Origin of the sequence: Stenotrophomonas sp. OVS01A (assembly GCF_019969775.1) — a bacterium.
In the GTDB taxonomy this organism is placed as follows: Bacteria; Pseudomonadota; Gammaproteobacteria; order Xanthomonadales; family Xanthomonadaceae; genus Stenotrophomonas; species Stenotrophomonas indicatrix.
In genome coordinates, this window is record NZ_JAHXYV010000001.1 from 140,227 (window position 1) to 166,642 (window position 26,416).

The window sequence follows — 26,416 nt, forward strand, 5'->3', positions numbered from 1 at the left end:
AAAAGCAGGGGTTTACGTGAAGACGCGGCAGGCACGACCACCGCCAGCTGCTGCGTTGCAGCAGAAATTGGCGGTCGATTGCGCGAACTGTAACGAAATGTAATCGGGCGCCGGCCGGCGATCGGACGGCGTCCCGTCGCCCTGCTCAGACCACGAACGGACGGAACTGGATGCCGAGTCCAGCGATGCCCTCGGTCTCGCCGATCAGATCGGCGCGCAGCAGCGGGCGCGCATCGATGAAGTCCTGCGGCACGATCAGCGACAGGCGGCTGTCGTCGGCAGTCAGTTCCAGCACCGGCAGCGGTGCGTCCTCATGCGCGCGGTTGAGCAGGACCGCCAGGCGCAGCAGGGCAGCCAGGCGCCGTGCGGTCAGCAGCAGGCGTTCGGGAATGGCATCGAAGGCGGTCTTGCTGATGCCGCGGCGGTGATTGCGCACCAGCGTCGCCAGCATCTGCTGTTCCTGCCGCGAGAAGCCGGCGATATCCGAGTTTTCCAGCACGTAGCTGCCATGCACGTGGTAACCGCTGTGGGCGATCATCAGCCCCAGCTCATGCAGGCGCGCGGCCCAGCCAAGCATGCGTGCGTCATCGGCATCCAGCTTCCAGCGCTCCTGCACCTGCTCCAGCAACGACAGTGCGGTGTCCTGCACGCGGCCGGCCTGCACCGTGTCGATGCCATAGCGATGGGTGAGCGCGGCCACCGATTCATCGCGCGGGTCGTTGTCGCCGGCACGGCCGAGGATGTCATAGAGGATGCCCTCGCGCATCGCGGCCTTGCTGACCAGCAGCTTCTGCAGGCCCAGCGCCTGGAAGGCGGCCTCCAGCACCAGGATGCCGCCGGCGATGATCGGGCGGCGATCGCTGGACAGGCCAGGCAGCACGATGTCGTCGATCTTCTTGGCCTTCAACAGCTCATCGCGGAGCTGCGGCAACGCCTCGGCGGTGATCGCACCCTTGCTCAGCTTCATCGTCGCGCAGATTTCGCTGATGGCCTTGTGGGTACCAGACGACCCCAGTGCCTCCTGCCAGCCGAGCGCGCGGTATTTGCTGGCGAAAGGCTGGAACTCCCGGCCAATCTCGGCCAGTGCGTCCTTCCAGCGCTTCTTGCTGAGTTTGCCGCCCGGGAAAAAGCGACGGGTGCTGGCGATGCAACCGGCCTGCAGGCTTTCGCGCTCCAGGGTCTGCATGCCCTTGCCGATGATGAACTCGGTAGAGCCGCCGCCGATGTCGATCACCAGGCGATGCTGGTCGGGCTTGGGCGGTTGCGCATGGGCCACGCCCAGGTAGATCAGACGCGCTTCCTCGCGGCCACTGACCACTTCGATGGCGTGCCCGAGCGCGGTTTCGGCCGGCATCAGGAACGCCTGCGGCGAGCGCAGCTGGCGCACGGTGTTGGTGGCCAGTGCACGCACGCGATGCGGCGGGACGTTGCGGATGCGCTGGCCGAAGCGGGCCAGGCACTCCAGCGCGCGCTGTCGCGCTGCTGCGGAGAGTCCGCCCTTGCCGTCCAGGCCGTCGGCCATGCGCACGGTTTCGCGCAGGCGGTCGATCACCCGCAGCTGGCCAAGCGTGTAACGCGCGATGACCATGTGGAAACTATTGGAGCCAAGGTCGATGGCGGCCAGCAGGTCGCCATCCTGCAATGCGGGCGGAGTCGTGGTGGTATGCGGCATGGGCGAATGTTAGCCGAAGGGGCGGTGAACTCGTCACCGCGCGGCCTTCACATTTTGGAGGGGGAGTGCGGCAGGGCTGCGCCCTGCACCCGCCGAAGCGGTAGTGCCGGCCGCTGGCCGGCAACCTCAACGTAACAGCAACAGCAACAGCAACAGCTGGCTTCCTGTGGGATGGCGGGGTGGGTCCGGTTGCGGGGGACGCCGTAAACCCGTCCATGGGGGCTTGACCGCGGCATCCATGCCGCGGACACCCCCGCAACCGGACCCACCCCGCCTTTGACAGTTTTTCGCGATCTGTCGGAATGGCATGGCCTGCGCATGGTGGGTGTCGACCTTGGTCAACAAGGTGGATCCACGCCATGCGTGGATGAATCCAAACGTGCCAACCGAGGTTGGCATCTATCGGATCAAAGGGCCTGCATATGTCGACCTTTGACAGGTTCACGCGGCTGTTGGTGGGTGTCGACCTTGGTCGACACGGTGGATCCACGCCATGCGTGGATGAATCCAAACGTGCCAACCAAGGTCGGCATCTACCGGATCAAAGGGCCTGCATATGTCGACCTTCGACAGGTTCACGCGGCTGTTGGTGGGTGTCGACCTTGGTCGACACGGTAGATCCACGCCATGCGTGGATGAATCCAAACGTGCCAACCAAGGTTGGCACCTACCTGGCCACCTACCGGGTCAGAGGCCCTGCATCAACGCCATCTGCGCCGAATGCGGGGCTTCGTCGTGGGCCGGTGCGCGCTTGTGGTAGATGCCTTCGGCATCCAGCTCCCAGGCGTTGAGGTTGTCGTCCAGGTAGTTCTGCAGCACTTCGCGGTACACCCGCTTGGCCAGCGCCGGGTCGAGGATCGGGAAGCAGGTTTCCACCCGGCGCAGCAGGTTGCGTTCCAGCCAGTCGGCGCTGGCGCAGTACAGCTCCGGTGCGCCGTCGTTGCCGAACCAGTAGACCCGGCTGTGTTCCAGGAAACGGCCGACGATCGAGCGCACGCGGATGTTGTCCGACACGCCCGGTACGCCCGGGCGCAGGGTGCAGGCGCCACGGATGATCAGGTCGATCTGCACACCCGCCTGCGAGGCGGCGTACAGCGCACGGATCACCTGCGCTTCGTTGAGGGCGTTCATCTTGGCGATGATCCGCGCCGGTCGCCCGGCGGCGGCGATGCGCGTCTCGCGCTCGATCCTCGCCAGGATCCCGGTGTGCAACGTGAAGGGCGACTGCAGCAGGCGCTTGAGCTTCATCTTCGACGCCAGCCCGGACAGCTGCTGGAACAGCAGGTGCACGTCGTTGCCGATGTCCGCATCGGCGGTGATCAGGCTCAGGTCGGTGTACGCGCGCGCGGTACCGCTGTGGTAGTTGCCGGTGCCCAGGTGCACGTAGCGGCGCAGCTTGCGGCCTTCGCGGCGCACGATCAGCAGCATCTTGGCGTGGGTCTTGTAGCCGACCACGCCGTACACCACCTGCACGCCGGCTTCCTGCAGCCGATCGGCCAGGCCCAGGTTGGCCTCTTCATCGAAGCGCGCGCGCAGCTCGACCACCACGGTCACGTCCTTGCCGGCGCGCGCCGCCTGGATCAGTGCATCGACGATCAATGAGTCCTTGCCGGTGCGATACAGGGTCTGCTTGATCGCCAGCACGTTCGGATCGAGCGCGGCCTGGCGGATCAGGTCCAGCACCGCCGCGAACGCGTCGAAGGGGTGGTGCAGCAGCAGGTCCTGGCGGGCCACGGTCTCGAAGATGCCGTCGCTGTCGCGCAGGGTGCGCGGGGTCATCGGCGGATACTTCAGGTCCGGCTGGGCGATCAGGTCGTACAGCTGGATGATGCGGTTGAGGTTGACCGGTCCGTCGATGCGGTACACCGCGTTCTCGGTCAGGCCGAAGTTCTGCAGCAGGGTGCGTACGATGTCGCGCGGCATGTCGTGGGCGATCTCCAGCCGCACTGCAGGCCGGTAGCCGCGGTCCACCAGCTCATCGCGCAGGGCCAGCGCCAGGTTTTCCACTTCCTCTTCATCCACCACCAGCTCGGAGTTGCGGGTGACACGGAACTGATAGGCGCCCAGCACTTCCAGCCCCGGGAACAACTCGTCCACGAAGGTGGACAGCACCGAGGACAGGAACACGAAATTCTGCGGGCCGCCGAGTTTTTCCGGCAGCTGGATGATCCGCGGCAGCGAACGCGGTGCGCGCACGATGGCCAGGTGGCCGCTGCGGCCGAACGCATCGGTGCCCTTCAGCACCACCACGATGTTCAGCGACTTGTTGAGGATCTTCGGGAACGGATGCACCGGATCCAGGCCCAGCGGCGACAGCACCGGCATGATCTCGTTGCGGAAATAGGCACGCAGCCAGCGCTTCTGGCGATGGGTCCAGGAGTTGCGGCCGAGCACGCCGATGCCGGCCTCCATCAGCGCCGGGCGCAGCGTCTGGTTCCAGCAGCGGTACTGCTGGTCCACCAGCTCGGCGGCGCGCTCGTGGATGGCATTGAGAATGGCCTGCGGGCTCATGCCGTCCGGCGCCGGCGGCAGGCCGAACTCCTGTGCATGACGGACCGCAGCGGCGCGGATCTCGAAGAATTCATCCAGGTTGGTGCAGGAGATGCACATGAAGCGCAGGCGCTCCAGCAGCGGCACCTGCGGATCCATCGCCTGCGCCAGCACGCGGAAGTTGAAATCCAGCTGCGACAGTTCGCGGTTGATGTACAGCGCCGGGTCGCGCAACGGATCGCTGTCCGTGCTCACGGGGAGGGGGAGGGATCCGAGGCTGCTCATGGCGTCATTCTTCGAAGGAGGTCAGGGGGGCGGACTCACGCGGTCGCACGTGGTCGGCATCGAAATGGCAGGCGAACACCGAGCCCTTGCCGACCTCGCTGTCGATTTCCAGGCGTGCGTGGTGCAGACCGAGGATGTGCTTGACGATCGACAGGCCCAGGCCGGTGCCGCCGCTTTCGCGCGAGCGGCTGCTGGAGACGCGGTAGAAGCGTTCGGTCAGGCGGGGCAGGTGGGTGGCCGGAATGCCGTAGCCGGTATCGCGTACCGCCAGCACCACGCCGTCGCCCTCGCGGCGGAACTCCACCGCGATGCGGCCACCGGCCGGGGTGTAGCGGACCGCGTTGGTGACCAGGTTGGAGAACGCGCTGTGCAGTTCCTTGGTCGAGCCCTGCAGGTCCACGCCGGCCAGGTCGTCGATGCTGATCTGGTGCCGGCCCTGGCTGTGCGCTTCGGCTTCGCGGCGCAGGGTGGCCAGCATGGGCTGCATCGCCACCGTCTCGGCCTCGCTGTGTTCCTGCGATTCCAGCCGCGACAGGGTCAGCAGGTCCTCCACCAGCTGGGCCATGCGCTGGCTCTGCTTGCGCATTTCCTCCAGCATCGGTCCGGTTCCCGGGAAGTCCTCCGGGTCCATCATGTCCAGGTAGCCGTGGACCACGGTGAGCGGGGTGCGCAGCTCATGTGAAACGTTGGCCACGAAGTCGCGGCGTACCTGTTCCAGGCGCAGCAGCTTGCTGACGTCACGGGCGATCAACAGCCAGTAGTCGGACGAATAGGGAATCAGGCGCAGGTTCAGGCGGATCGCAGGATCGACCGGCGAGGGCACGTCCAGGATCGGTTCGGCATTGCGGCCACCGGCCAGCCAGTGGGCCAGCGGCATCGGCTGCAGGCGTTCGACCAAGGCCTCACCCAGGTCGCCCGGATGATGCAGGCCGAGCAGGGCCGTGGCCGCTTCGTTGAACCACTGCACGCGCTGGCTGTTGCGGTCCAGCACCACCACGGCGTCGGGCAGCGCGGCCGCTGCAGCGCGATAGCTGCGCAGCATGTCCAGCAGTCGCCGCTTGCGCACGCGCATCTCGACCTGGTTGCGGTACAGCAGGCGGTCCAGCTCGTTCCAGACGCCGGTGCCTTCGGCGGCGGTGTCCCAGCGCTGGCGCGCGGTCAGCCGGCGCAGCACGCGGCGCAGCCGCCAGTAGTGCCAGACCAGCGTCGCCAGTGCCGCCAGCGCGATGCACAGCCACAGGTGGCCAGTGAACCAACCGACCAGACCGGCCAACAGCAACACGGTGGCCACGGTGGCCAGTGTCTTCAACCAGGCAGAGCGGATGTGGCGGGGCATTGCGGTCTCGTCGTGGGTTGCGGCGGTTCACGCAGGTGAACCGGAAGTTATAGCAGAGTTGCCGACGCCGGCACCGTGGGGTGCACGGCGCCGGCACGACGAGGCTCAGGTTGCGGTGGAGAAGCGGTAACCGGCGCCGCGCACGGTCTGCACCATGTTCTCGGCGTTGAACGGTTCCAGCGTCTTGCGCAGGCGGCGGATATGCACGTCGATGGTGCGTTCTTCCACATACACGCTGCCGCCCCACACGTGGTCCAGCAACTGCGCGCGGGTATACACGCGCTCGGGGTGGGTCATGAAGAAGTGCAGCAGGCGGTACTCGGTCGGGCCGATCGGCACCGGCTGGTCGTTGGCGAACACGCGATGGGCGGCACCGTCGATGCGGATCGCACCCACCGCCACGCTGCCGTCCTCGTCATCGTCGCGGGCGCGGCGCATGACCGCGCGGATACGCGCCAGCAGTTCGCGCGCCGAGAACGGCTTGACCACGTAGTCGTCGACACCGGCTTCGAGGCCGCCGACGCGGTCGTTCTCTTCGCCGCGCGCGGTCAGCATGATGATCGGCACTTCGCGGGTGAGGGTTTCCTTGCGCCAGCGCCGGGCCAGGTCCAGGCCGCTGGTGCCGGGCAGCATCCAGTCCAGCAGGATCAGGTCGGGGACGCGGTCGGCGATGGCGGTCTGGGCCTCGCGGGCGTCACCGGCGTGGACAGGTTCGTAATCGCCCTTGCGAAGGGCGAAAGCGACCATTTCGCGGATCGCGGGCTCGTCATCGACGATCAGGATGCGTTTCTGCACGAGGGCACCGTAGGGCTCAGTTACTGGAGTGGTGCCAGTAGACTACGGTTTGATGACATGTTTGTGACTGCCTGGCCGGCATCTGGCTTTGCTGCCATCTGCCGGTCATGCCGCACTCAGCGGCGGTCCAGATCCGGGTCCTGCACGCCCTGCCGGCGCAGCTCGAGCACGGTGGGCGTGATCGACTCGATCCGCGCATCCACCCGGGCCCGACCGACATAGTCCAGCGCGGGGTTGCGCTTGAGTGCCTGCAGCTGCATCAGGGCCTGTTCCGGGCGCCCGCCCAGGAACGCCGCCTCGGCATAGGCCTCGCTGGCGCGGACACTGTCGCCGGCAAGTTCACTGGCGCGGGCGTAGCGCTGCTGGAAGACCGGATCGTTACCGCTTTGCGACAGCAGGGGGCGCAGCATCGCCTGCGCGCGCTGGCCCGCGGCCTGGCCTCCCTGCTCGTTCAGGATCTCGGCGTAGGTCAGGGCCACCGGCCGGCTGTTGGGGTGTTCGTGCAGCAGCTGCTCGAAGCGCGCATTGGCCTGGGTGGATTGGCCGGTGCGCGACTCCGCTTCGGCCAGGGCCAGGGCGACCCACAGGCTGTCCGGGTGGATCTTCAGCAGGTCGGTGAGGGTCTGCCGGGCCTGGCTGGCACCGCTGCGGCCACCGCGCATCGTGGCCAGCGCCTGGCCATAGCGCTGGGCGTCATCCAGGCCGTCCTTCTGCCTGCGCGCAAGATCGGCGTACTCGCGTTGCAGGTCGGCCGGGCTGTCGGCGCTGAGCACGCGCAGGCGCTCACGGGCCCAGTTGAAATCGCCACTGGCGCCGCGGCTGAGCTGGCCGATCGGAACCCGCAGCACGCTACCGGGCAGCAGCGGGTTGATGGCGCGCAGCAGCGGATCGCCCAGGGTCGGGTCGGCGGGATCCACTCGCTCCTTGCGCTCGCCGCTGGGCGTGCGCGTGGTCAGCAGCACCGTGTCCTTCTTCATCTGTTCGGCGCGGGCCTTGGCCTCGCTGATGCGGGTGGTGTTGACCGGGTGGGTGCGCAGGAAGTCGGGAACGCTGTAGCCGCCATCGTTGCCGCGCATCGCCGAGGACATGCGTTCGAAGAAGCCGGCCATCGCATCCACGTCGTAGCCGCTGCGCGACAGCGTGCGGATGCCCAGCCGGTCGGCCTCCGATTCGTTGGAGCGGGTGTAGTCGATCTGCCGTTGCTGCATCAGGCCCATGCCCGAGCTGATCGCAGCCATGGTCGCATTGCCCGAGGACGAACTGTTGCTGGCCTGGGCGGCAACCACCGCCGCCAGCATCCCCAGCAGGATCGGGATCTGGTCGCGCTGGGCGCGCTCGACCCCGCGCAGCACGTGCTGCTGGGTGACGTGAGCGATTTCGTGCGACAGCACCGCCGCCACCTCGTCCTCGCGCTCGGCCGTCAGCACCAGGCCGGCATTGACGCCGATATAGCCGCCGAGGGTGGCGAAGGCATTGATCTGGCGGTCCTTCATCACGAAGAACGTGTAGGGCTGGCGTGGCTGGTCACTGTTGGATCCGAGGCGGGTGCCCATGGTCTGCAGCCAGTCGTTGACCAGGGGATCGTCCAGCAGGTAGCCATAGTTGCGCAGTTCGCGCAGCATCATCGCGCCGTACTCGGCCTGCCGGGCCGGGGTCAGCAGTTCGCCCGCCGAGGAGCCGATGTCCGGCAGCTTCTCCTGGGCCTGCGCCAGCGGGGCGGCCAGGGCCAGGGTCAGGGCAGCGGTGAGCAGCAGGGGTCGCAAGCGGTCGGTCCTCGGGCAGGGTCGGCCCAGCGTGGCAGGGCAGGGGGCAACCATTCGTTAATCAATCCACAGTGTTGCGGGCGTGGCGTGGAAATTCCAGCGCACCGGTACCATATATGGACCGTCGATCCATCGTGGAGTTTCCCGTGACAGCCCAGTCCGCCGGCGCTACCCCCGCCATCACCATCTATTCCACCGCCGTCTGCCCGTACTGCGTGGCCGCCAAGAACTTCCTCAAGAGCAAGGGCCAGCAATGGACCGAGGTCCGCATCGACCTGGACCCGGTCGAGCGCGAGAAGATGATGGCCAAGACCCGACGCACCAGCGTCCCGCAGATCTTCGTGGGCGACGTCCACGTGGGCGGCTACGACGACATGATGGCCCTGCATCGTGAAGGCAAGCTCGAGCCGCTGCTGGCCGGGCAGGGCCAGGCATGAGCGCGGCCGACGACGGCAGCAAGGACCGGATCGCCGAGTTCACCGACTTCCGCAAGCGCATGAATGAACGCATCCTGGGCGAGCCGAACCAGGTGGTGCGCCGCTTCTTCGCGCTGGATACGCAGACCTACCAGGCCGGCGCGCTGGACGTGAAGACCAAGGAGCTGCTGGGCCTGGTGGCCTCGATGGTGCTGCGCTGCGACGACTGCATCAGCTACCACGTGGCCCAGTGCAAGGACGCCGGCGTCACCCGTGAGGAGTTCTTCGAGACCTTCTCGGTAGGCCTGGTGGTCGGCGGCTCGATCGTGATCCCGCACCTGCGCCGCGCGGTGGACTTCCTCGACCAGCTGGAAGGTGGCGCCGCCGCCCCGGCAGCGCACGAGCACTGAGCCTGGCCGCTACCGCGAACCGGGCCCTCTGGTAGTGCCGGCCGCTGGCCGGCATCTGGTGGACCCAAATCGGCAGAGGTTGCCGGCCAGCGGCCAGCACTACCACGCATGCGCCGGGCCTCCCCGCGATCCCGCAGCCCAGGAGCCCCCTTGTTGTTAAAGGGGGCGCGCCGAAGGCGCGGGGATAAGGAGGAATGCGCGGGCAATTCTGCCTGAGCCGGGGACTGGGACCATGGTCTATTTGGGACCTCGGCCCCGGCTCAGGCATAATTGCGGGTGAAACTTCCTTTGCGCCGGCGTTTCCGGGCACGTCCGGACGGCGTTTTTCCCCCTGTTCGGAACATCGATCAATGACGCAGAAAATTACGGTCATCCGCGGCGACGGCATTGGCCCGGAAATCATGGACGCCACCCTGTTCGTGCTCGACCAGCTCAACACTGGCCTGGAGTACGAAGACGCCGACGCCGGCCTGGTGGCCCTGGAGAAGCACGGCGATCTGATGCCGGCGGTGACCCTGGAATCGATCGCGCGCAACAAGGTCGCGCTGAAGAGCCCGCTGACCACCCCGGTCGGTGGCGGTTTCACCTCGATCAACGTCAGCCTGCGCCGCCACTTCGACCTGTACGCCAACGTGCGTCCGGCCCACACCTTCCCGAACACCAAGTCGCGTTTCGACAACGTCGACCTGATCACCGTTCGTGAGAACACCGAAGGTGCGTACCTGGCCGAAGGCCAGGAAGTGTCTGCCGACGGCGAGACCGCTTTCTCCGGCACCCGCATCACCCGCAAGGGCTCCGAGCGCATCGTGCGTTACGCCTTCGAGCTGGCCCGCAGTGTCGGCCGCAAGAAGGTCACCGCCGTGCACAAGGCCAACATCATCAAGTCGACCTCGGGCCTGTTCCTGGCCGTGGCGCGCGAAGTCGCCGCGCAGTACCCGGACATCGAGTTCCAGGAAATGATCGTCGACAACTGCTGCATGCAGCTGGTGATGCGTCCGGAACAGTTCGATGTGATCGTCACCACCAACCTGTTCGGTGACATCATTTCCGACCTGTGCGCCGGTCTGGTCGGTGGCCTGGGCCTGGCCCCGGGCGCCAACATCGGCAAGGACGCGGCGATCTTCGAAGCCGTGCACGGCACCGCGCCGGACATCGCCGGCCAGGGCAAGGCCAATCCGTGCGCCCTGCTGCTGGCGGCGGCACAGATGCTCGACCACGTCGGCCAGCCGGAAAACGCCGAGCGCCTGCGCAAGGCCATCGTCGCCACAATGGAAGCCAAGGATTCGCTGACCGGCGACCTCGGCGGCACCGGCAACACGATGGGCTTCGCCAAGGCGATCGCCAGCCGCCTGTAAGCGGCGGCTCGACCCCGATTGGGTCCACAGCGGGGCGCCTTCGGGCGCCCCGCTGCGTTTCACCGGCCAGTAGATCCACGCCATGCGTGGATGGCGGCATCTCCAAGGAAAATGATCTGTGCGAAAGCCGCACAGATTGTGTGCTCAACGGCGGCTGGTTCGTGCATTCAATGCTCCTCATCCTGTGCCCACTTTCCACCGCACAGGAGTTTGACCATGAACCTCACTGCTTTCGGCCTGGCCGGCCTGATCGGCATGGCTGCCACCGTCCCGGTTGTCGCCGCCGAGCCGGTCCACCCCACCATTCGCCATATGGCCGGCGCTGCGGCTGCCACCTCGCTCGACGCAGCGAAGACAGCCGTGCTGGTGATCGACTTCCAGAACGAGTACTTCGACGCCAGCGCCGCGTCCGGTTTCGCCGGTGGTCGCATGGTCATTCCCGATGGCGTGGCGGCCCTGCGGCAGACGCGTCGCGTGGTCGACTTCGCTGATGCCAACGGCATCCGCGTGATCCATGTGCAGCACGTACTGCCGGCAGGCGCGCCGCTGTTTGCAGAAGGCAGTGTCAACGCGGCATTCCACCGTGACATGCAACCGCGCAAGGGCGAGACCGTGGTGCAGAAGGACAACGTCAGCGTGTTCGCCGGTGCCTCGGCAGCGGCACTGGAAAAGGTGCTGAAGGATGCCGGTATCGACACCCTCATCGTCACCGGGCTGCAGACCCATGCCTGCGTTGCCGGTGCTGCACGCGATGCTGCTGCGGCGCCGCGCGGCTACCGGGTGATCGTGGCTTCCGATGCCTCTGCCAGCCGTGATCTGGATCTGGCCAATGGCGGGACCATCGGCCATCGCGCATTGCATGAGGCGTCGCTGGCGCAGATCGAGGATGCCTTTGGCGATGTGATGACCACCTCCGCGATTCTGGCCCTGCCGGTGCGCAAGGCAGGCAACGGCACTTGATAAGCTGGCGGGGTCCGCAGCCTGCGGGCCCCGCCGACTGGAGCGCGCTGCCGATGGACCATTTCGCCGCCCTGCGAGCCCTGCGCGCGATCGTCGACGCCGGCAGTTTCACTGCCGCCGCCGAGCGGCTGGGTACTACCCATTCGGCGATGTCGCGGCAGCTGCGTCAACTTGAAGAGCACCTGCAGGTGCGGCTGCTGGATCGCAACAGCCGGCGGCTGTCGCTGACCGAGGCCGGGCGCGACTACTACCGCGAGGCGGTGGCGCTGCTTGACCGGCTGGAGGCCGCCGATGACCGCGCGCGAGCCGGCCAGGCCCAGCCCAGCGGGCGCGTGCGGGTCAGCGTGCCGCAGGTGGTCGCCAGCCAGGAGCTACCGCATTGGCTGCCTGGCTTCCTGGCGCGCTATCCGCAGGTTGCGCTCGAACTGTCGGCCGACGATCAGCTGGTCGATGTGGTCGGCGGGGGCTTCGACCTCGCCCTGCGCATCGCGCCGTCCTTGCCTGACAGTCAACTGGTCGCCCGTGAACTGGCGCGATGCCCGCGCATCCTGGTTGCGGCACCGGCGTACCTCGCCCGGCAGGGGCTGCCTCGACAGGTGGCCGACCTGCAGAACCACACCTTGTTGGGGTTCAACCCTGTTGCGGCGATGACGCCGTGGCAGCTGCACGGACCGCGCGGTGTCATCGCCAGCGTGGAAGCAGGCCAACGACTGCGCGTGGACGCCACGCCGGCACTGTATGCGGCCGTGCTGGCCGGCATGGGCATCAGTCTGTTCACCGCGCTTACGGTGCAGGAAGATCTTCGCGCCGGCCGCTTGATCCGCGTGCTTCCCAGCTGGCACGGTGGCACGCGCTGCTATTTCGCGCTGTATCCCCATGCGCGTGCGCTGGCGCCGAAGGTGCGCGCGCTGGTCGATCATCTCGCCACGCATTACGCTGCAGCGTCGGGTGCGGCAGGGTAAGTCGCACGGCAGTGGTGAGGAGTGGGGATGGAGCCGGTGTATCTGCTGGTCGCGCTGGGCGCGATCGTCGCGGGGTTCGTGCAGGGCCTGTCGGGATTCGCGTTCGGCATGGTCGCGATGTCGTTCTGGGCGTGGGGGCTGGATCCCCGGCTTGCGGCGACGCTGTCGGTGTTCGGCGCACTGGTCGGCCAGTTGCTGGCGGTATTCACCGTGCGCCGTGGCTTCAACCTGCGCCTGCTGCTGCCGTTCGTGCTCGGTGGGTTGGCGGGCATTCCGCTTGGCGTGCTGGTGCTGCCGCAGCTGGACATGGCCTGGTTCAAGGCGCTGCTGGGAGGTTTCCTGGCGCTGTGGTGCCCGGTGATGCTGATGGCGCGTTCGTTGCCACCGGTCACCGTTGGCGGCCGGTTCGGCGACGCGCTGGCCGGCATGGCCGGTGGTGTGCTCAGTGGCATCGGTGGCTTCGCCGGGCCGATACCGACCCTGTGGAGCACGCTGCGCGGCTTCGGCAAGGACGAGCAGCGCGCGGTCATCCAGAACTTCAACCTGGCGATGCTGGCGGTGACCATGGCCACCTATGTCGGTACCGGCATGGTCACCCGGCAGATGCTGCCGTACTTCGCCATTGTCGCGCCGGCGATGCTGGTACCCACGCTGCTGGGGGCGAAGCTGTATATCGGTATCAGTGAGGCGCGTTTCCGGCAGATTGTCCTCGGCCTGCTGACCGCTTCCGGCATGGCCATGCTGGCCTCGTCGCTGCCGATCCTGCTGTCCCGTGGGGCGGCGGGATGAGGGGTCAGGTGGGCCGCAGCATGCGGAAGCGTTGATCGGCGGTGATCCGGAAGTAGTCGGCCGGTCCGCCACCGCGCAGGATGGTGTCGCTCGCTGCGGTGTCGTAGACGCCGTCGACGAGCAACCGCGTATCGATATGCACGGCGACCACTTCTCCCAGTACCAGCCAGCCATTGGTGTCATTGCCGACCGCATCACGCAGACGCACGATCTGCGTGCAGCGGCACTCCATGCTCACCGGGCTCTGCGCAACGCGCGGCGGTGCCACCTGCTCCGAGGCCAGTGGTGTCAGCCCTGCCAGGACGAACTCGTCCACGTCGGGCGCGACTGCGCGGCAGCTTTCGTTCATTGCCTGGGCCAGATCGAATGTGGCGAGGTTCCAGACGAACTCGCCGGTGGCTTCGATGTTGCGCAGCGAGTCCTTGCGGCCCTGGCTGCTGAAACCAATGATCGGCGGCGTGTAGTTGAACGCGTTGAAGAAGCTGTAGGGCGCCAGGTTCACATTGCTGTCGGCATCACGACTGCAGATCCAACCGATGGGGCGGGGGCCGATGATGGCGTTGAACGGATCGTGTGGCAGGCGATGGCCATCGGCCGGGCGATAGCTGTGGAAGCGGGGAGGGAGGGTGTCTGCCATTGGGCGTGTTTCCGCGGGAGTCGAGCGTGCTCGACGCTACAAAAAAAGGCCGCGATCCCGACGGACCGCGGCCTTGTCGTTTACGGCATGGACTGGATCAGCGCTGCTGGATCTTCGACAGCAGGCGCAGGAACTCCACATACAGCCAGACCAGGGTCACCATCAGGCCGAATGCGCCATACCATTCCATGTACTTCGGCGCGCGCTGGGCCACGCCGGTTTCGATGAAGTCGAAATCCAGCACCAGGTTCAGCGCGGCCACGACCACCACGAACAGGCTGAAGGCGATGCCCAGCCAGCTGGCGTCATGGATCACCGGCACGTTGATGTTGAAGAAGCCCAGCACGAACGAGGCCAGGTACAGCAGGGCGATGCCGCCGGTGGCGGCGACCACGCCGAGCTTGAAGTTCTCGGTGGCCTTGATCAGGCCGCTGCGGTAGGCGAACAGCAGTGCGAACAGGGTGCCGAAGGTCAGCAGCACGGCCTGGAACACGATGCCCGGGAACTTCATGTTGAACACGGCCGAGATGGCACCCAGGAACAGGCCTTCCACCAGCGCATAGAGTGGTGCGGTGACCGGCGACCATTCCTTCTTGAACACGGTGATCAGGGCCAGCACCAGGCCACCGATCGCCCCGCCCATGGCGTACAGCTTGGCGCCGGCCATCACCTGGCCGTAGTCGTCCACGGTCTGGTTCCAGGCGAAGGCCGCGGTCAGCACGGTCAGCAGCAGCAGGAAGCCGGTCTTGTTGACGGTGCCATTGAGGGTCATGGCCTGGTCGGGGCTGGTCACCACCGAGCCACTGGCCAGATCGAGGAAGGTCGACTCGGAAAGAGCCGGGTTGCCGCTGCGCATGCGAAGTCTCCGTGCGAAAAGGGGGCGATTGGGCCATCCGGCCGCTGGCTGCGAGCATAGCCGATGACTGCGCAAGCCGTGATCATGGCGGGGCAGGGCTGGGATTGCGCGTTGACAGTTCGCAGGGCGCTTGGCCACAATGGCCAGCTCCCCGGGTCCATGCCCGAGGGGATTGCAACACCGGGGTATAGCGCAGTCTGGTAGCGCGCCTGCTTTGGGAGCAGGATGTCGGGGGTTCGAATCCCTCTACCCCGACCAATCCCACGTCACGTCGGATTGGACGCCGTTCCGGTTCGGGCGCCCGTAGCTCAACTGGATAGAGCACCGGCCTTCTAAGCCGGCGGTTACAGGTTCGATTCCTGTCGGGCGCGCCATTGGTGCGACACCGGAACGTAGCTGGCGGATGTGAAGAAGTGCTTGCAAAAGCATGCAGACTCCACCAGAATATCGGACTCGCTTCGGCGGACCTGAACTTCGGTGACAGTCCTCGGGCAACGTATCAAGCGTCAGCGTCGGCAGCATTGGCGGTGAAGCGAAAGTTTCAGTGGTGGCTGTAGCTCAGTTGGTTAGAGTACCGGATTGTGATTCCGGTGGTCGGGGGTTCGAATCCCCTCAGCCACCCCACTGATTCAACCGCATCGGCATCGCCGAAACGGTATTGCAATAAACGGGTCGCCGGCTATAATGTGCGCCTGAGTTTCAAGGGCTGTTAGCTCAGTTGGTAGAGCAGTTGACTCTTAATCAATAGGTCCAAGGTTCGAATCCTTGACAGCCCACCAAGACAGAAGCCATCGGGTCCGCTCGGTGGCTTTTTTCTTCAAGATGTAACCCTTCGCGATGGATCGCCGGTTGCAGTGCTTGTTTCAACGACGTTGAAGAAAGTGCTTGCAACGCCCTCGCGGATCGGGTCATAATTCGCCCCCCGATTTCGGGCTGTTAGCTCAGTTGGTAGAGCAGTTGACTCTTAATCAATAGGTCCAAGGTTCGAATCCTTGACAGCCCACCAGACGAAAGCCACTTGGTACGCCAAGTGGCTTTTTTTTTTATGTCTCCGCTGGCGTGGAGCCGGCTGGAGGATAGCCCCCTTGAGTCAAGGGGGCGCGGCGAAGCCGGGGGGATGTGGGCGTTGGTGAGAGGGGCCCGCGCGGTGCGCAGCAGCGCGTGGGGCGGCAGCGCGAATGCGCAGCCGCGTCCCCAAGGTTCGAATCCTTGACAGCCCACCAGACGAAAGCCACTTGGTCCGCCAAGTGGCTTTTTTCTTGCCTGCGGCAGCGTCGGCAGATCCCCGTCATGGGTGGATATCGCAGGCATTGATGGGTTCATCCACGCATGGCGTGGATCTACTGAAGCGTGGCTGAAATCAGCGTCACATGCGTCATCAGCATGTTCAATGCTGTGAGCTGCTTCTCACCGGTTGCTGCCGGCATCGCTCCCAATAGGTGTTCCGCGCCGAAGGCGCATGCATGAGGAGTGCTTCGATGACGTTCAACAAGAGCATGGGCGTGATGCTGACCGGCCTGGTGATGATCGCGCTGTCAGGCTGCAGGGCGGATGAGGCGGCCACCGCCGCTGCACCGGACTACGCGCGGACGGTCGAGCGATCTGCGGATGTCGACCACGTCGCTGCACAGCCGGTGGAGGGTCGCGACGCCACGCAGTCGACCGGGGCGACAGGGGAGGCGCTGCCTGCTGGCGCGGTTGAAGTGACCCACTCCGCCGATGGCGCCACGCTGGAAACACCCAGTGACGATGCGGCCGGCGTCCCTGCGGGCGAAACACCCGAGCCCGCGCCGGCCGCCCGCTGACCCGGATCGGTCTGTGGCGGGATGCGCCCAGGCCGACTCCAAAGGGCAATTTCCCTGTTCAGTTTTGTGGAAGCCTTCCGCTTTCCGCCCCCGCCTGCAACAATGAACACCTGAGCCGGCCACGCGAAAGTGGCGGAATTGGTAGACGCCCTGGATTTAGGTTCCAGTGCCGCAAGGCGTGGGGGTTCGAGTCCCCCCTTTCGCACCAGGCCGGCCCGTCCCCCGCCCAGTCGGGCATTCCGCGTCAACCCCTGCGCCCGGCCGTGCTGGCGGCGCCGCCCGAATTGGGCGAAACTAAAGGGCTGCGGCAAGCAGGCGCGTCATCGACGTCGTGTCCTTACAACCGTTTCATCCATCATCGAGCCGGGGGCCAGGGCGCCACCGGTGGCAGGAGTCAACATGCAAGCTTCGATTGAAACCATCGGCAACCTGGAACGCCGCCTGAGCTTCTCGCTGCCGGAAGACCGTCTGCAGAGCCACATCAACGGCCGCCTGGGCGAAATCGCCCGCACCACCCGCATCAAGGGTTTCCGTCCGGGCAAAGTGCCGGCCAAGGTGATCGAGCAGCGCTTCGGCGCGCAGGTCCGTGGCGAGGCGCTGGACGGCCTTCTGCGCGAAACCTTCGACGCCGCCGTGCGTGAGCACGACCTGCGCATCGTCGGCAGCCCGCGCATCGACAAGGGTGACGAGGGTGAGTTCTCCTTCGTGGCCACCGTCGAAGTGGTGCCGGACTTCGGTGACATCGACGTCAGCAAGCTGACCGTGGTGCGCCACACCGCCGAAATCACCGATGCCGACATCGACCAGATGATCGAAAACCTGCAGACGCAGCGTCGCAGCTGGTCGCCGGTCACCCGTGCCGCGCAGGACGGCGATCTGGTCGCACTGGAAACCTGGTCGCAGGCCGGTGACGAGCGCCTGCCGGCCGAAGGCACCGAGAAGGGCAGCATCGTGCTCGGCCAGGGCATGATGTTCGAGACCATCGAGCAGGGCCTGGTCGGCATGGCCAAGGACGAAGAGAAGACCCTGGACGTCGAGTTCCCGGCTGACTGGCGCGTGCCGGCGCTGGCGGGCAAGACCGTGCAGGTCACCGTGAAGGTCAGCGACGTGTCCGAGCCGGTCGTGCCGGCCGTCGATGAAGCCTTCATCAAGAGCTTCGGCGTCAAGGGTGGCGACGTCGAGCAGTTCCGCAGCGACATCCGCGCCAACCTCGAGCGTGAGCTGAAGGGCGCACTGATGAACCGCCTGCGTCGTGAAGTCGGCGAGCAGCTGATCGCGGCCTATTCGTCGGTGGAAATGCCGCCGCGCCTGGTCGAGAACGAAGCCCGTGCCATGCTGGCCCAGCAGGTCGAGCAGATCCGCCGCAGTGGCCGCAACCCGGGCGAGATCCCGGCCGACGCCCACGAAGGCTTCAAGGACGCTGCTGCCAAGCGCGTGCTGGTCGGCCTGGTGGTCGGCGAAGTGGCCCGCAGCAACGACCTGCGCCTGGAGCCGAAGCGTCTGAATGAAACGATGCGTCTGATCGCCTCGACCTACGAAGAGCCGGAACAGGTCATTGAGATGTACCGCAACGACCCCCAGCTGATGTCTGGCCTGCAGAACCGCGTGATGGAAGAGCAGGTGATCGACTGGATCGCCGAGCGCGCCCAGCACACTGAAGAAAAGCTGTCGTTCCAGGACGCGATCCGCCAGTAATCCCTGGCGGATTGCCGGATACCCCGCGCCAGCCCTGGCGCGGGGGTGTTTCCCCCCAAGATAGGTACCTCACGAAATGGACAACCGAACCAAAGCCCTGAACATGGTTCCCATGGTGGTCGAGCAGACCAGCCGCGGCGAGCGTGCCTACGACATCTATTCGCGCCTGTTGAAGGAGCGCCTGATCTTCCTGGTTGGCCCGATCGACGATCACATGGCCAACGTGGTGGTGGCGCAGCTGCTGTTCCTGGAAGCGGAAAACCCGGAAAAGGACATCAGCATCTACATCAACTCGCCGGGTGGCGTGGTCACCGCCGGCATGGCGATCTACGACACCATGCAGTACATCAAGCCGGACGTGAGCACCATCTGCGTTGGCCAGGCCGCCTCGATGGGCGCGCTGCTGCTGGCGTCCGGTGCGGCGGGCAAGCGCTATGCGCTGCCGAACTCGCGGGTGATGATCCACCAGCCGCTGGGTGGCTTCCAGGGCCAGGCCACCGACATCGACATCCACGCACGCGAGATCCTGACCCTGCGTGCGCGCCTGAACGAAGTGCTGGCCAAGCATACCGGCCAGTCGCTGGAGACCATCGCGCGCGATACCGAGCGCGACAACTTCAAGAGCGCGGTCGATGCGGTCGCCTACGGCCTGGTCGACCAGGTCCTGGAGCGTCGTCCGGAAGAGTCGATCCAGGCCGGCTGACCGGCACTCACGGGGCCATGGCAGGCCCCGTTCCTGCAGGGTCGGGTGGACTGATGTCCCTCCGGCCCTGTGTTATTCTCGAATCGAACCCCCGTTCAGCGGGTGGGGTAACTGGGTAAGCGAAGCATGAGCGAAGACCGCCAAGGTCGTTCCACGGACACCGGCAAGATCCTCTACTGCTCTTTCTGCGGCAAGAGCCAGCATGAAGTGCGCAAGCTGATTGCCGGTCCGAGCGTGTTCATCTGCGATGAGTGCGTGGAGCTGTGCAACGACATCATCCGAGAGGAGCTTGAGGAAAAGGCGCAGTCGGCGCGCAGTTCGCTGCCCAAGCCGCGCGAGATCCTCGAGGTGCTCGACCAGTACGTGATCGGACAGAACCGCGCCAAGCGGACCCTGGCCGTGGCCGTGTACAACCATTACAAGCGCATCGAGAGCCGCCAGAAGAACGACGAAGTCGAGCTGGCGAAGTCGAACATCCTGCTGGTCGGTCCGACCGGTTCGGGCAAGACCCTGCTGGCCGAGACCCTGGCCCGCCTGCTCAACGTGCCGTTCACCATGGCCGACGCCACCACGCTGACCGAAGCCGGTTACGTGGGCGAGGACGTGGAGAACATCATCCAGAAGCTGCTGCAGAAGTGCGACTACGACGTCGAGAAGGCACAACAGGGCATCGTCTACATCGATGAAATCGACAAGATCTCGCGCAAGAGCGAGAACCCGTCGATCACCCGCGATGTGTCCGGCGAAGGCGTGCAGCAGGCCCTGTTGAAGCTGATCGAAGGCACCGTGGCCAGCGTTCCGCCGCAGGGTGGGCGCAAGCATCCGCAGCAGGAATTCCTGCAGGTGGACACCAAGAACATCCTGTTCATCTGCGGCGGTGCGTTTGCCGGCCTGGACAAGGTGATCCAGCAGCGCTCCAACGACGCCGGTGGCATCGGTTTCGGCGCCAAGGTGAAGAGCAGCGAGCGCAAGCAGGAAGTGGGCAAGGTTCTGGCTGAAGTCGAGCCCGAAGACCTGATCAAGTTCGGCCTGATTCCCGAGTTCGTGGGCCGCCTGCCGGTGGTCGCGACCCTGGAAGAGCTGGACGAGCCGGCCCTGATCCGCATCCTGACCGAGCCGAAGAACGCCATCACCAAGCAGTTCAAGAAGCTGTTCGAGATGGAGAACGTCGAGCTGGAGTTCCGTCCGGACGCCTTGTCGGCCATCGCCAAGAAGGCGCTCAAGCGCAAGACCGGTGCCCGTGGCCTGCGCACCATCGTCGAATCGGTCCTGCTGGACACCATGTACGACCTGCCGTCGCAGGAAAACGTCAGCAAGGTTGTCGTGGATGAATCGGTGATCGAGCACAAGTCCGAGCCCTACCTGATCTACCAGACCCCGCCGGTCCCTGAACAGAAGGCCGCCGGCGCCGAATGATTCTTTCAACTTGTTGAATAGAAAGAATTTTCTCGGAACGTCTTGCATCTGAAAGCCGATGGCCCCATAACGGGGCCATCGGCTTTTTTTGTCTCCGGAAGATGCCCTCCCGGAGACGGTTTTCCCCTTCCCTGGAGCCCCCATGGCCCGTTCCCCAAGTGAGACCCTCGACCTGCCGGTCCTGCCGCTGCGCGACGTAGTGGTATTCCCGCACATGGTCATCCCGCTGTTCGTCGGCCGCGACAAGTCCATGCACGCGCTGGAACAGGCGATGGAAGCAGACAAGCGCATCCTGCTGCTGGCGCAGAAGTCGGCCGAGACCGATGACCCGCAGGCCGCCGACCTCTACCAGGTCGGCACGCTGGCGCAGGTGCTGCAGCTGCTGAAGCTGCCCGACGGCACCATCAAGGTGCTGGTCGAAGGCCTGTCGCGCGTGCAGGTGACCAGCGTCAGCGAACGCGATGGATCGCTGCACGGCCAGGCCGTGGAAATCGAGGCCGCCGATGCACGCGAGCCGCGCGAAATCGAGGCCATCGCCCGCTCGCTGATGTCGCTGTTCGAGCAGTACGTCAAGACCAACCGCAAGCTGCCGCCGGAACTGCTGCAGACCCTGGCCGGCATCGATGAGCCGACACGCCTGGCCGACACCATCGCCGCCCATATCAGCGTGCGGTTGTCGGACAAGCAGCGCCTGCTGGAAACGCTGGCGGTGGGCGAACGCCTGGAGATGCTGGTCGGCCTGGTCGACGGCGAGATCGACGTGCAGCAGATGGAAAAGCGCATCCGCGGCCGCGTGAAGTCGCAGATGGAAAAGAGCCAGCGCGAGTACTACCTCAACGAACAGATGAAGGCCATCCAGAAGGAACTGGGTGACCTGGACGATGCGCCGGGCGAACTGGAAGAGCTGGCGCGCAAGATCGCCGAAGCGGGCATGCCCAAGCCGGTGGAAGCCAAGGCGCGCAACGAGCTCAACAAGCTCAAGCAGATGTCGCCGATGTCTGCCGAAGCAGCGGTTGTGCGCAACTACCTGGAATGGCTGCTGGGCGTGCCGTGGAAGAAGCGCAGCAAGGTGCGCAAGGACCTGAAGGCCGCGCAGGACACCCTCGATGCCGATCACTACGGCCTGGAGAAGGTCAAGGAACGCATCCTTGAATACCTGGCGGTGCAGTCGCGGGTGAAGCAGATGAAGGGTCCGATCCTGTGCCTGGTCGGGCCGCCGGGCGTGGGCAAGACCTCGCTGGGCCAGTCCATCGCCAAGGCCACCAACCGCAAGTTCGTGCGCATGTCGCTGGGCGGCGTGCGCGATGAAGCCGAGATCCGTGGCCACCGTCGTACCTATGTCGGTTCGATGCCGGGCCGCATCGTGCAGAACCTCAACAAGGTCGGCAGCAAGAACCCGCTGTTCGTGCTGGACGAGATCGACAAGATGTCGATGGACTTCCGTGGCGATCCGTCCTCGGCGCTGCTGGAAGTGCTCGATCCCGAGCAGAACAACGCGTTCAACGATCACTACCTGGAAGTGGACCTGGACCTGTCCGAAGTGATGTTCGTGGCGACCTCCAACTCGCTCAACATCCCCGGCCCGCTGCTGGACCGCATGGAAGTGATCCGCATCCCCGGTTACACCGAGGATGAGAAGCTCAACATCGCCACCCGTTACCTGTCGCCCAAGCAGATCAAGGCCAACGGCCTGAAGCCGGAAGAACTGGAGATCGGCAGCGATGCGATCCAGGACATCGTGCGCTACTACACGCGCGAATCCGGCGTGCGCAACCTGGAACGCGAGATCGCCAAGATCTGCCGCAAGGTGGTGAAGGAAATCGCGCTGGGTGGGCCGCAGCCGGTGGCGAAGGCGAAGAAGGGCGCGCGCAAGTCCAAGGCGCTGGTGAGCGTGTCGAGCAAGAACCTGGACAAGTACCTGGGCGTGCGTCGCTTCGACTTCGGCCGTGCCGAAGAAGAGAACGAGATCGGCCTGGTCACGGGCCTGGCCTGGACCGAAGTCGGTGGCGATCTGCTGCAGATCGAATCGACGCTGGTACCGGGCAAGGGCCAGCTGATCCTGACCGGCCAGCTCGGCAACGTGATGAAGGAATCAGCGTCGGCGGCGTTGTCGGTGGTGCGTTCGCGTGCCGAGCGCTTCGGCATCGATGCGGACTTCCTGCAGAAGCACGACGTGCACCTGCATGTACCCGATGGTGCGACGCCGAAGGATGGCCCCAGTGCCGGTGCGGCAATGGTGACCTCGCTGGTGTCGATGCTGACCAAGGTCGCCGTGCGCGCCGATGTGGCGATGACCGGCGAAATCACCCTGCGTGGTCGCGTCACCGCGATCGGCGGCCTCAAGGAGAAACTGCTGGCGGCCCTGCGCGGCGGAATCCGCACGGTGATCATCCCCGATGAGAACCGCAAGGATCTTGCCGACATTCCGGCCAACGTCACCCGCGACCTGGAGATCGTGCCGGTGAAGTACATCGAGGAAGTGCTCGATCTGGCCCTGGAACGTCCGCTGGCACCGAAGAAGACGCGCAAGAGTGCGCAGCGCGTCACGGTGCGCAGCAAGGCCAAACCGAGTGGAAACGCGCGCGTCAAGCATTGATGCGTCCTGTCGAAATGCTTGAAACCCGCGTCGTTGCTGGCTTTCCAGCTTGCGTGGGGGTAGGGCCGCTGGTATAAAAGCAGCACTCGCGAATGAGTGATCGCAGTCAGCGCTCACTGAATTCGGCGAACCGTTTCCACATGGCAACCGCATGCAGACGTCGTGCGGTTGCTTCCCTGTCGAATACGCGGAACCCACCGCCAAAGGAGTTGTAAAGAATGAACAAGACCGAATTGATCGATGCCGTTGCTGAAGCTGCCGACCTGACCAAGGCCGAGTCCAGCCGCGCTGTCGATGCCGTCGTTGCTGCCGTCACCAAGGCGCTGAAGGACGGCGATGCGGTCACCCTGGTTGGCTTCGGTACCTTCCAGGTCCGCGACCGTGCTGCCCGCACCGGCCGCAACCCGAAGACCGGCGACACCATCAAGATCGCTGCTTCGAAGAATCCGTCGTTCAAGGCTGGTAAGGCCCTGAAGGATGCTGTAAACTAAGCGGCTCGCTGGGGTGCTTAGCTCAGCGGTAGAGCGTCTCCTTTACACGGAGAGGGTCGGGGGTTCGAAACCCTCAGCACCCACCACAGCACCGCGGTAAGTTTGAAATGTGGAGCGGTAGTTCAGCTGGTTAGAATGCTGGCCTGTCACGCCGGAGGTCGCGGGTTCGAGTCCCGTCCGCTCCGCCATTTTCAACGAGGCCCCCGGCCGAAAAGCTGGGGGCCTTGTTTTCTCTCCAACCAACCGGTTGTAGAGAAAACAAAGAGGTCTGCAATACGGAGCGGTAGTTCAGCTGGTTAGAATGCTGGCCTGTCACGCCGGAGGTCGCGGGTTCGAGTCCCGTCCGCTCCGCCATTGCAAAACTCTTAAATCCTCGTGAAAAAACTTTGAAAAAAGTGTTCAGCGGGGTAGGTTTTCAGAAAGTCTTCGGATATACTGAGCGCCTGCAAAGTTTCAAGCGCGGAGCGGTAGTTCAGCTGGTTAGAATGCTGGCCTGTCACGCCGGAGGTCGCGGGTTCGAGTCCCGTCCGCTCCGCCAACTCTAAGAGCCCTCGACGCAAGTCGGGGGCTTTTTCTTTGCGCCGTTTTCTTCATTCGATGCGCGCGAACCTGTAGATCGCCTGGGCGGGATGGCGCCAGGCCCTGCTGCCACTGCTTTTGGTCCACGCCGCGAAGCGGGTTACACTGCCGGGCTCGCCAATCAAGCCTTGTGATTCCTCACCATGCTGCAGAAACTCCGCGACAAGACCTCAGGCTGGATCGTTACCGTGATCCTGGGGCTGCTGATGATTCCGTTCCTGTTCGTGATCGACAACAGCTACCTCGGTGGCGTCGGCGCACAGAACGTCGCCAAGGTTTCGGCACCGCCGACCTGGTGGCGCTCGGCACCGTCCTGGTGGCCGGTGCGCATGATGTGGCAGCACCATGAGATCAGTGCACAGGACTTCCGCACCCGTTTCGAGCAGGAACGCATGCGCGAACGCCAGCAGCAGGGCGAGAACTTCGACCCGCGCGCGTTCGAAAGCACCGAGAACAAGCTGGCCGTGCTCGACCAGTTGATCGACGAGCAGGTCGTGCGCCTGGTCGGTGAGCAGGCCGGTGTCGTGATTGGCGACGGCGCTGTGCGCGAATACATCACCACCATTCCGGGCTTCCTGGGCGCCGATGGCAAGTTCAGCGAAAGCAATTACCGTCTGGCCCTGGCCGGTGGCAATCCGCCGCGCACGCCGACCCAGTTCCAGGAACTGGTGCGTGAGAGCCTGCAGCAGTCGGTGATCCCGTCGGGCCTGCAGAATTCCGGCTTTGTCACCCAGGCCGAGACCGAGCGTCTGTTGAAGCTGCTGGGCGAAACCCGCGATGTGGAACTGGCCGCACTGCCGGAAGTTCCGGTGGATACCGCGCCGGTGACCGACGCGCAGATCAAGCAGTGGTACGACAGCCATGGCAAGGATTTCCGCCAGGCCGAATCGGTGTCGCTGGAATATGTCGAGCTCAATGGTGCCAACCTGCCGGCGCCGACTGCGGCCGATGAAGCGGCCCTGCGCAAGCGCTATGAAGACGAGAAGGCCAAGTTCACCACGCCGGAACAGCGCCAGGCCGCGCACATCCTGATCACCGGCGACGGTGCTGAAGCCAAGGCCGCCAAGCTGGCTGTCGAAGCAAAGGCGGCAGGTGCCGACTTTGCCGCGCTGGCCAAGGCGAACTCGGAGGATCCTGGTTCCAAGGCACAGGGCGGTGACCTGGGCTGGGTGGAGCGGGGCGCGATGGTCAAGCCGTTCGAAGACGCACTGTTTGGTGCCAAGGCGGGTGAGGTGATCGGCCCGGTCAAGACCGACTTCGGTTACCACATCATCAAGGTCGCAGCGGTTCGTGGCGGCCAGGGCAAGTCCTTCGAAGAAGTACGCGACACCTTGGCTGCCGAGCAGTTGAAGGCCGACGGCGAGCGCGGCTTCAACGATCTGGCGGGCCGCCTGGTCGATGCCATCAACAAGAGCCCGAGCGACCTGGCCGCGGCCGCCAAGGCGGTCGGCCTGTCGATGCAGACGCTGGGCCCGATCACGCGCACGACCGCCACCGGTATTGCCGCTGATCCGGCCGTGCTGCGTGCCGCCTTCTCCGACGTCCTGGTGCAGGACGGTACCGCCAGCGATCCGATCGCCCTGGGCGGCAGCAGCAACCACAGCGTGGTGATCCGCGTTGCCGCGCATACCCCGGAGCAGGCGCTGCCGCTGGACAAGGCGCGTGAGCAGGTGATCGCCGCGATCCGTGCCGACCGTCAGCGCCAGGCCGGTGACAAGGCCGCCGATGCCCTGCTGGCCAAGCTGAAGGCCGGCGCGACCCTGCAGTCGCTGGCTGCCAGCGAGAAGCTGCAGCTGAGCCCGATGCCGGGCCTGCCGCGCAGCCAGCCGGTGCCGACCCCGGAGATCAACCGTGCGATCTTCAGTGCGCCGCTGCCTGCCGAGGGCAAGCCGAGCTACGGCAAGGTCGATGTCAACGGCCATGCGCTGGTCTTCGCGGTGAACAAGGTCAACCCGGGCGACATCAAGGAAGTGACCGCCGAACAGCAGAAGCAGTTGAAGGACCAGCTGAGCCAGATCGACGGCATGGCTGCTGCCAAGGCCTACATCGAGGCGATGCGCAAGAAATTCTTGATCCAGACCACCGAAGCGAACCTGTAAGCCCTCCGGCGAGCAGGAACGAAAAGGCCCGGCATTGCCGGGCCTTTTTTGTTGTCGCAACCCTGATCGATCCGTGACCTGCGCGATGAGTGCCGACCAAGGTCGGCCGCTACCAGAAGCGAAGCGACCTGCTCCTGCTCTTCATCTTCCAATCCGTGGGTGGTGCCACCGGAAACCATCAGGGGACGGGCGGGGTGGGCGCGCGGGGGTGTCCGCGGCGTGGATGCCGCGGCCAAGCCCCCAAGGATGGGTTCACGGCGTCCCCCGTGGGTCCACCTCGCTCGTCCCAACTCATGAATGCTGCTG

20 protein-coding genes and 10 tRNA genes are annotated in these 26,416 nt (G+C 65.2%); 23 read left to right on the plus strand and 7 right to left on the minus strand.

Annotated elements, in window-relative coordinates:
• Positions 1-145: 145 nt before the first annotated feature.
• The 5 genes from ppx to LC407_RS00690 form a co-directional block, all read right to left on the minus strand.
• Complete coding sequence (gene ppx / locus LC407_RS00670; RefSeq protein ID WP_025878116.1) at positions 146-1,672, minus strand: exopolyphosphatase; 1,527 nt, start codon at positions 1,670-1,672, stop codon at positions 146-148.
• Positions 1,673-2,359: 687 nt separating this feature from the next.
• The gene (gene ppk1 / locus LC407_RS00675) at positions 2,360-4,447 is read right to left on the minus strand and encodes a polyphosphate kinase 1 (RefSeq protein ID WP_025878118.1); all 2,088 of its coding nucleotides are present in this window, start codon (positions 4,445-4,447) and stop codon (positions 2,360-2,362) included.
• A 4-nt stretch (positions 4,448-4,451) separates the two neighbouring features.
• Complete coding sequence (phoR, locus tag LC407_RS00680; protein WP_025878120.1) at positions 4,452-5,783, minus strand: phosphate regulon sensor histidine kinase PhoR; 1,332 nt, start codon at positions 5,781-5,783, stop codon at positions 4,452-4,454.
• Between the two features lie 105 nt (positions 5,784-5,888).
• Positions 5,889-6,578 (minus strand): phosphate regulon transcriptional regulator PhoB, encoded by a 690-nt coding sequence (gene phoB / locus LC407_RS00685; protein WP_025878121.1) that lies wholly within the window; start codon positions 6,576-6,578, stop codon positions 5,889-5,891.
• Between the two features lie 116 nt (positions 6,579-6,694).
• Positions 6,695-8,395: a M48 family metalloprotease gene (locus tag LC407_RS00690; RefSeq protein WP_223482006.1), complete on the minus strand. Its 1,701-nt coding sequence runs from the start codon at positions 8,393-8,395 to the stop codon at positions 6,695-6,697.
• A 92-nt stretch (positions 8,396-8,487) separates the two neighbouring features.
• Here LC407_RS00690 and grxC point away from each other — a divergent pair, with 92 nt between their 5' ends.
• The 6 genes from grxC (at position 8,488) to LC407_RS00720 (ending at position 13,233) form a co-directional block, all read left to right on the plus strand.
• On the plus strand, positions 8,488-8,778 hold the full coding sequence (gene grxC, locus LC407_RS00695) for a glutaredoxin 3 (RefSeq protein ID WP_025878124.1): 291 nt from the start codon (positions 8,488-8,490) through the stop codon (positions 8,776-8,778).
• A complete protein-coding gene (locus LC407_RS00700) occupies positions 8,775-9,167 on the plus strand; it encodes a carboxymuconolactone decarboxylase family protein (RefSeq protein WP_005408260.1) in 393 nt (130 codons plus the stop codon). The genes grxC and LC407_RS00700 overlap by 4 nt, the downstream gene beginning before the upstream one ends.
• 350 nt (positions 9,168-9,517) lie before the next feature.
• Positions 9,518-10,522, plus strand: coding sequence for an isocitrate dehydrogenase (locus tag LC407_RS00705; RefSeq protein WP_033830456.1), 1,005 nt, complete (start codon positions 9,518-9,520; stop codon positions 10,520-10,522).
• A 216-nt stretch (positions 10,523-10,738) separates the two neighbouring features.
• Positions 10,739-11,482, plus strand: a complete 744-nt coding sequence (locus tag LC407_RS00710; RefSeq protein WP_223482007.1) for a cysteine hydrolase — start codon at positions 10,739-10,741, stop codon at positions 11,480-11,482.
• A 53-nt stretch (positions 11,483-11,535) separates the two neighbouring features.
• Positions 11,536-12,444: a LysR family transcriptional regulator gene (locus LC407_RS00715; RefSeq protein WP_025878130.1), complete on the plus strand. Its 909-nt coding sequence runs from the start codon at positions 11,536-11,538 to the stop codon at positions 12,442-12,444.
• Between the two features lie 27 nt (positions 12,445-12,471).
• Complete coding sequence (locus LC407_RS00720; RefSeq protein WP_105163514.1) at positions 12,472-13,233, plus strand: sulfite exporter TauE/SafE family protein; 762 nt, start codon at positions 12,472-12,474, stop codon at positions 13,231-13,233.
• A gap of 4 nt (positions 13,234-13,237) precedes the next feature.
• Here the strand turns inward: LC407_RS00720 and LC407_RS00725 are convergent, their stop codons facing one another.
• Together LC407_RS00725 and LC407_RS00730 are read right to left on the minus strand one after the other, a co-directional pair.
• Positions 13,238-13,870 (minus strand): flavin reductase family protein, encoded by a 633-nt coding sequence (locus LC407_RS00725; protein ID WP_223482008.1) that lies wholly within the window; start codon positions 13,868-13,870, stop codon positions 13,238-13,240.
• Positions 13,871-13,967: 97 nt separating this feature from the next.
• A complete protein-coding gene (locus LC407_RS00730; RefSeq protein WP_025878135.1) occupies positions 13,968-14,726 on the minus strand; it encodes a Bax inhibitor-1/YccA family protein in 759 nt (252 codons plus the stop codon).
• Between the two features lie 181 nt (positions 14,727-14,907).
• On the opposite strand from LC407_RS00730, the gene LC407_RS00735 reads away from it, so the two are divergent.
• The 17 genes from LC407_RS00735 (at position 14,908) to LC407_RS00815 (ending at position 26,110) form a co-directional block, all read left to right on the plus strand.
• Positions 14,908-14,984 (plus strand) — tRNA-Pro (locus LC407_RS00735).
• A gap of 39 nt (positions 14,985-15,023) precedes the next feature.
• Positions 15,024-15,100 (plus strand) — tRNA-Arg (locus tag LC407_RS00740).
• Between the two features lie 173 nt (positions 15,101-15,273).
• Positions 15,274-15,350: transfer RNA gene (locus LC407_RS00745), tRNA-His, on the plus strand.
• Positions 15,351-15,429: 79 nt separating this feature from the next.
• Positions 15,430-15,505 (plus strand) — tRNA-Lys (locus LC407_RS00750).
• 151 nt (positions 15,506-15,656) lie between these two features.
• Positions 15,657-15,732 (plus strand) — tRNA-Lys (locus tag LC407_RS00755).
• Positions 15,733-16,204: 472 nt separating this feature from the next.
• Positions 16,205-16,531, plus strand: a complete 327-nt coding sequence (locus LC407_RS00760) for a hypothetical protein (RefSeq protein WP_223482009.1) — start codon at positions 16,205-16,207, stop codon at positions 16,529-16,531.
• Positions 16,532-16,654: 123 nt separating this feature from the next.
• Positions 16,655-16,739 (plus strand) — tRNA-Leu (locus tag LC407_RS00765).
• Between the two features lie 191 nt (positions 16,740-16,930).
• Entirely contained in the window at positions 16,931-18,226 is a 1,296-nt protein-coding gene (gene tig / locus LC407_RS00770) for a trigger factor (protein WP_025878140.1), read from the plus strand.
• Positions 18,227-18,302: 76 nt separating this feature from the next.
• A complete protein-coding gene (gene clpP, locus LC407_RS00775; protein WP_025878142.1) occupies positions 18,303-18,929 on the plus strand; it encodes an ATP-dependent Clp endopeptidase proteolytic subunit ClpP in 627 nt (208 codons plus the stop codon).
• Between the two features lie 126 nt (positions 18,930-19,055).
• Positions 19,056-20,345: an ATP-dependent Clp protease ATP-binding subunit ClpX gene (clpX, locus tag LC407_RS00780; RefSeq protein ID WP_025878143.1), complete on the plus strand. Its 1,290-nt coding sequence runs from the start codon at positions 19,056-19,058 to the stop codon at positions 20,343-20,345.
• 142 nt (positions 20,346-20,487) lie between these two features.
• Positions 20,488-22,941 (plus strand): endopeptidase La, encoded by a 2,454-nt coding sequence (gene lon, locus LC407_RS00785; protein ID WP_025878144.1) that lies wholly within the window; start codon positions 20,488-20,490, stop codon positions 22,939-22,941.
• Between the two features lie 218 nt (positions 22,942-23,159).
• Complete coding sequence (locus tag LC407_RS00790; RefSeq protein ID WP_004146343.1) at positions 23,160-23,432, plus strand: HU family DNA-binding protein; 273 nt, start codon at positions 23,160-23,162, stop codon at positions 23,430-23,432.
• 11 nt (positions 23,433-23,443) lie between these two features.
• Positions 23,444-23,518 (plus strand) — tRNA-Val (locus LC407_RS00795).
• 25 nt (positions 23,519-23,543) lie between these two features.
• Positions 23,544-23,620: transfer RNA gene (locus tag LC407_RS00800), tRNA-Asp, on the plus strand.
• Between the two features lie 89 nt (positions 23,621-23,709).
• Positions 23,710-23,786 (plus strand) — tRNA-Asp (locus tag LC407_RS00805).
• A 107-nt stretch (positions 23,787-23,893) separates the two neighbouring features.
• Positions 23,894-23,970, plus strand: a tRNA-Asp gene (locus tag LC407_RS00810).
• 184 nt (positions 23,971-24,154) lie between these two features.
• Entirely contained in the window at positions 24,155-26,110 is a 1,956-nt protein-coding gene (locus tag LC407_RS00815) for a peptidyl-prolyl cis-trans isomerase (RefSeq protein WP_223482010.1), read from the plus strand.
• Positions 26,111-26,416: the final 306 nt, after the last annotated feature.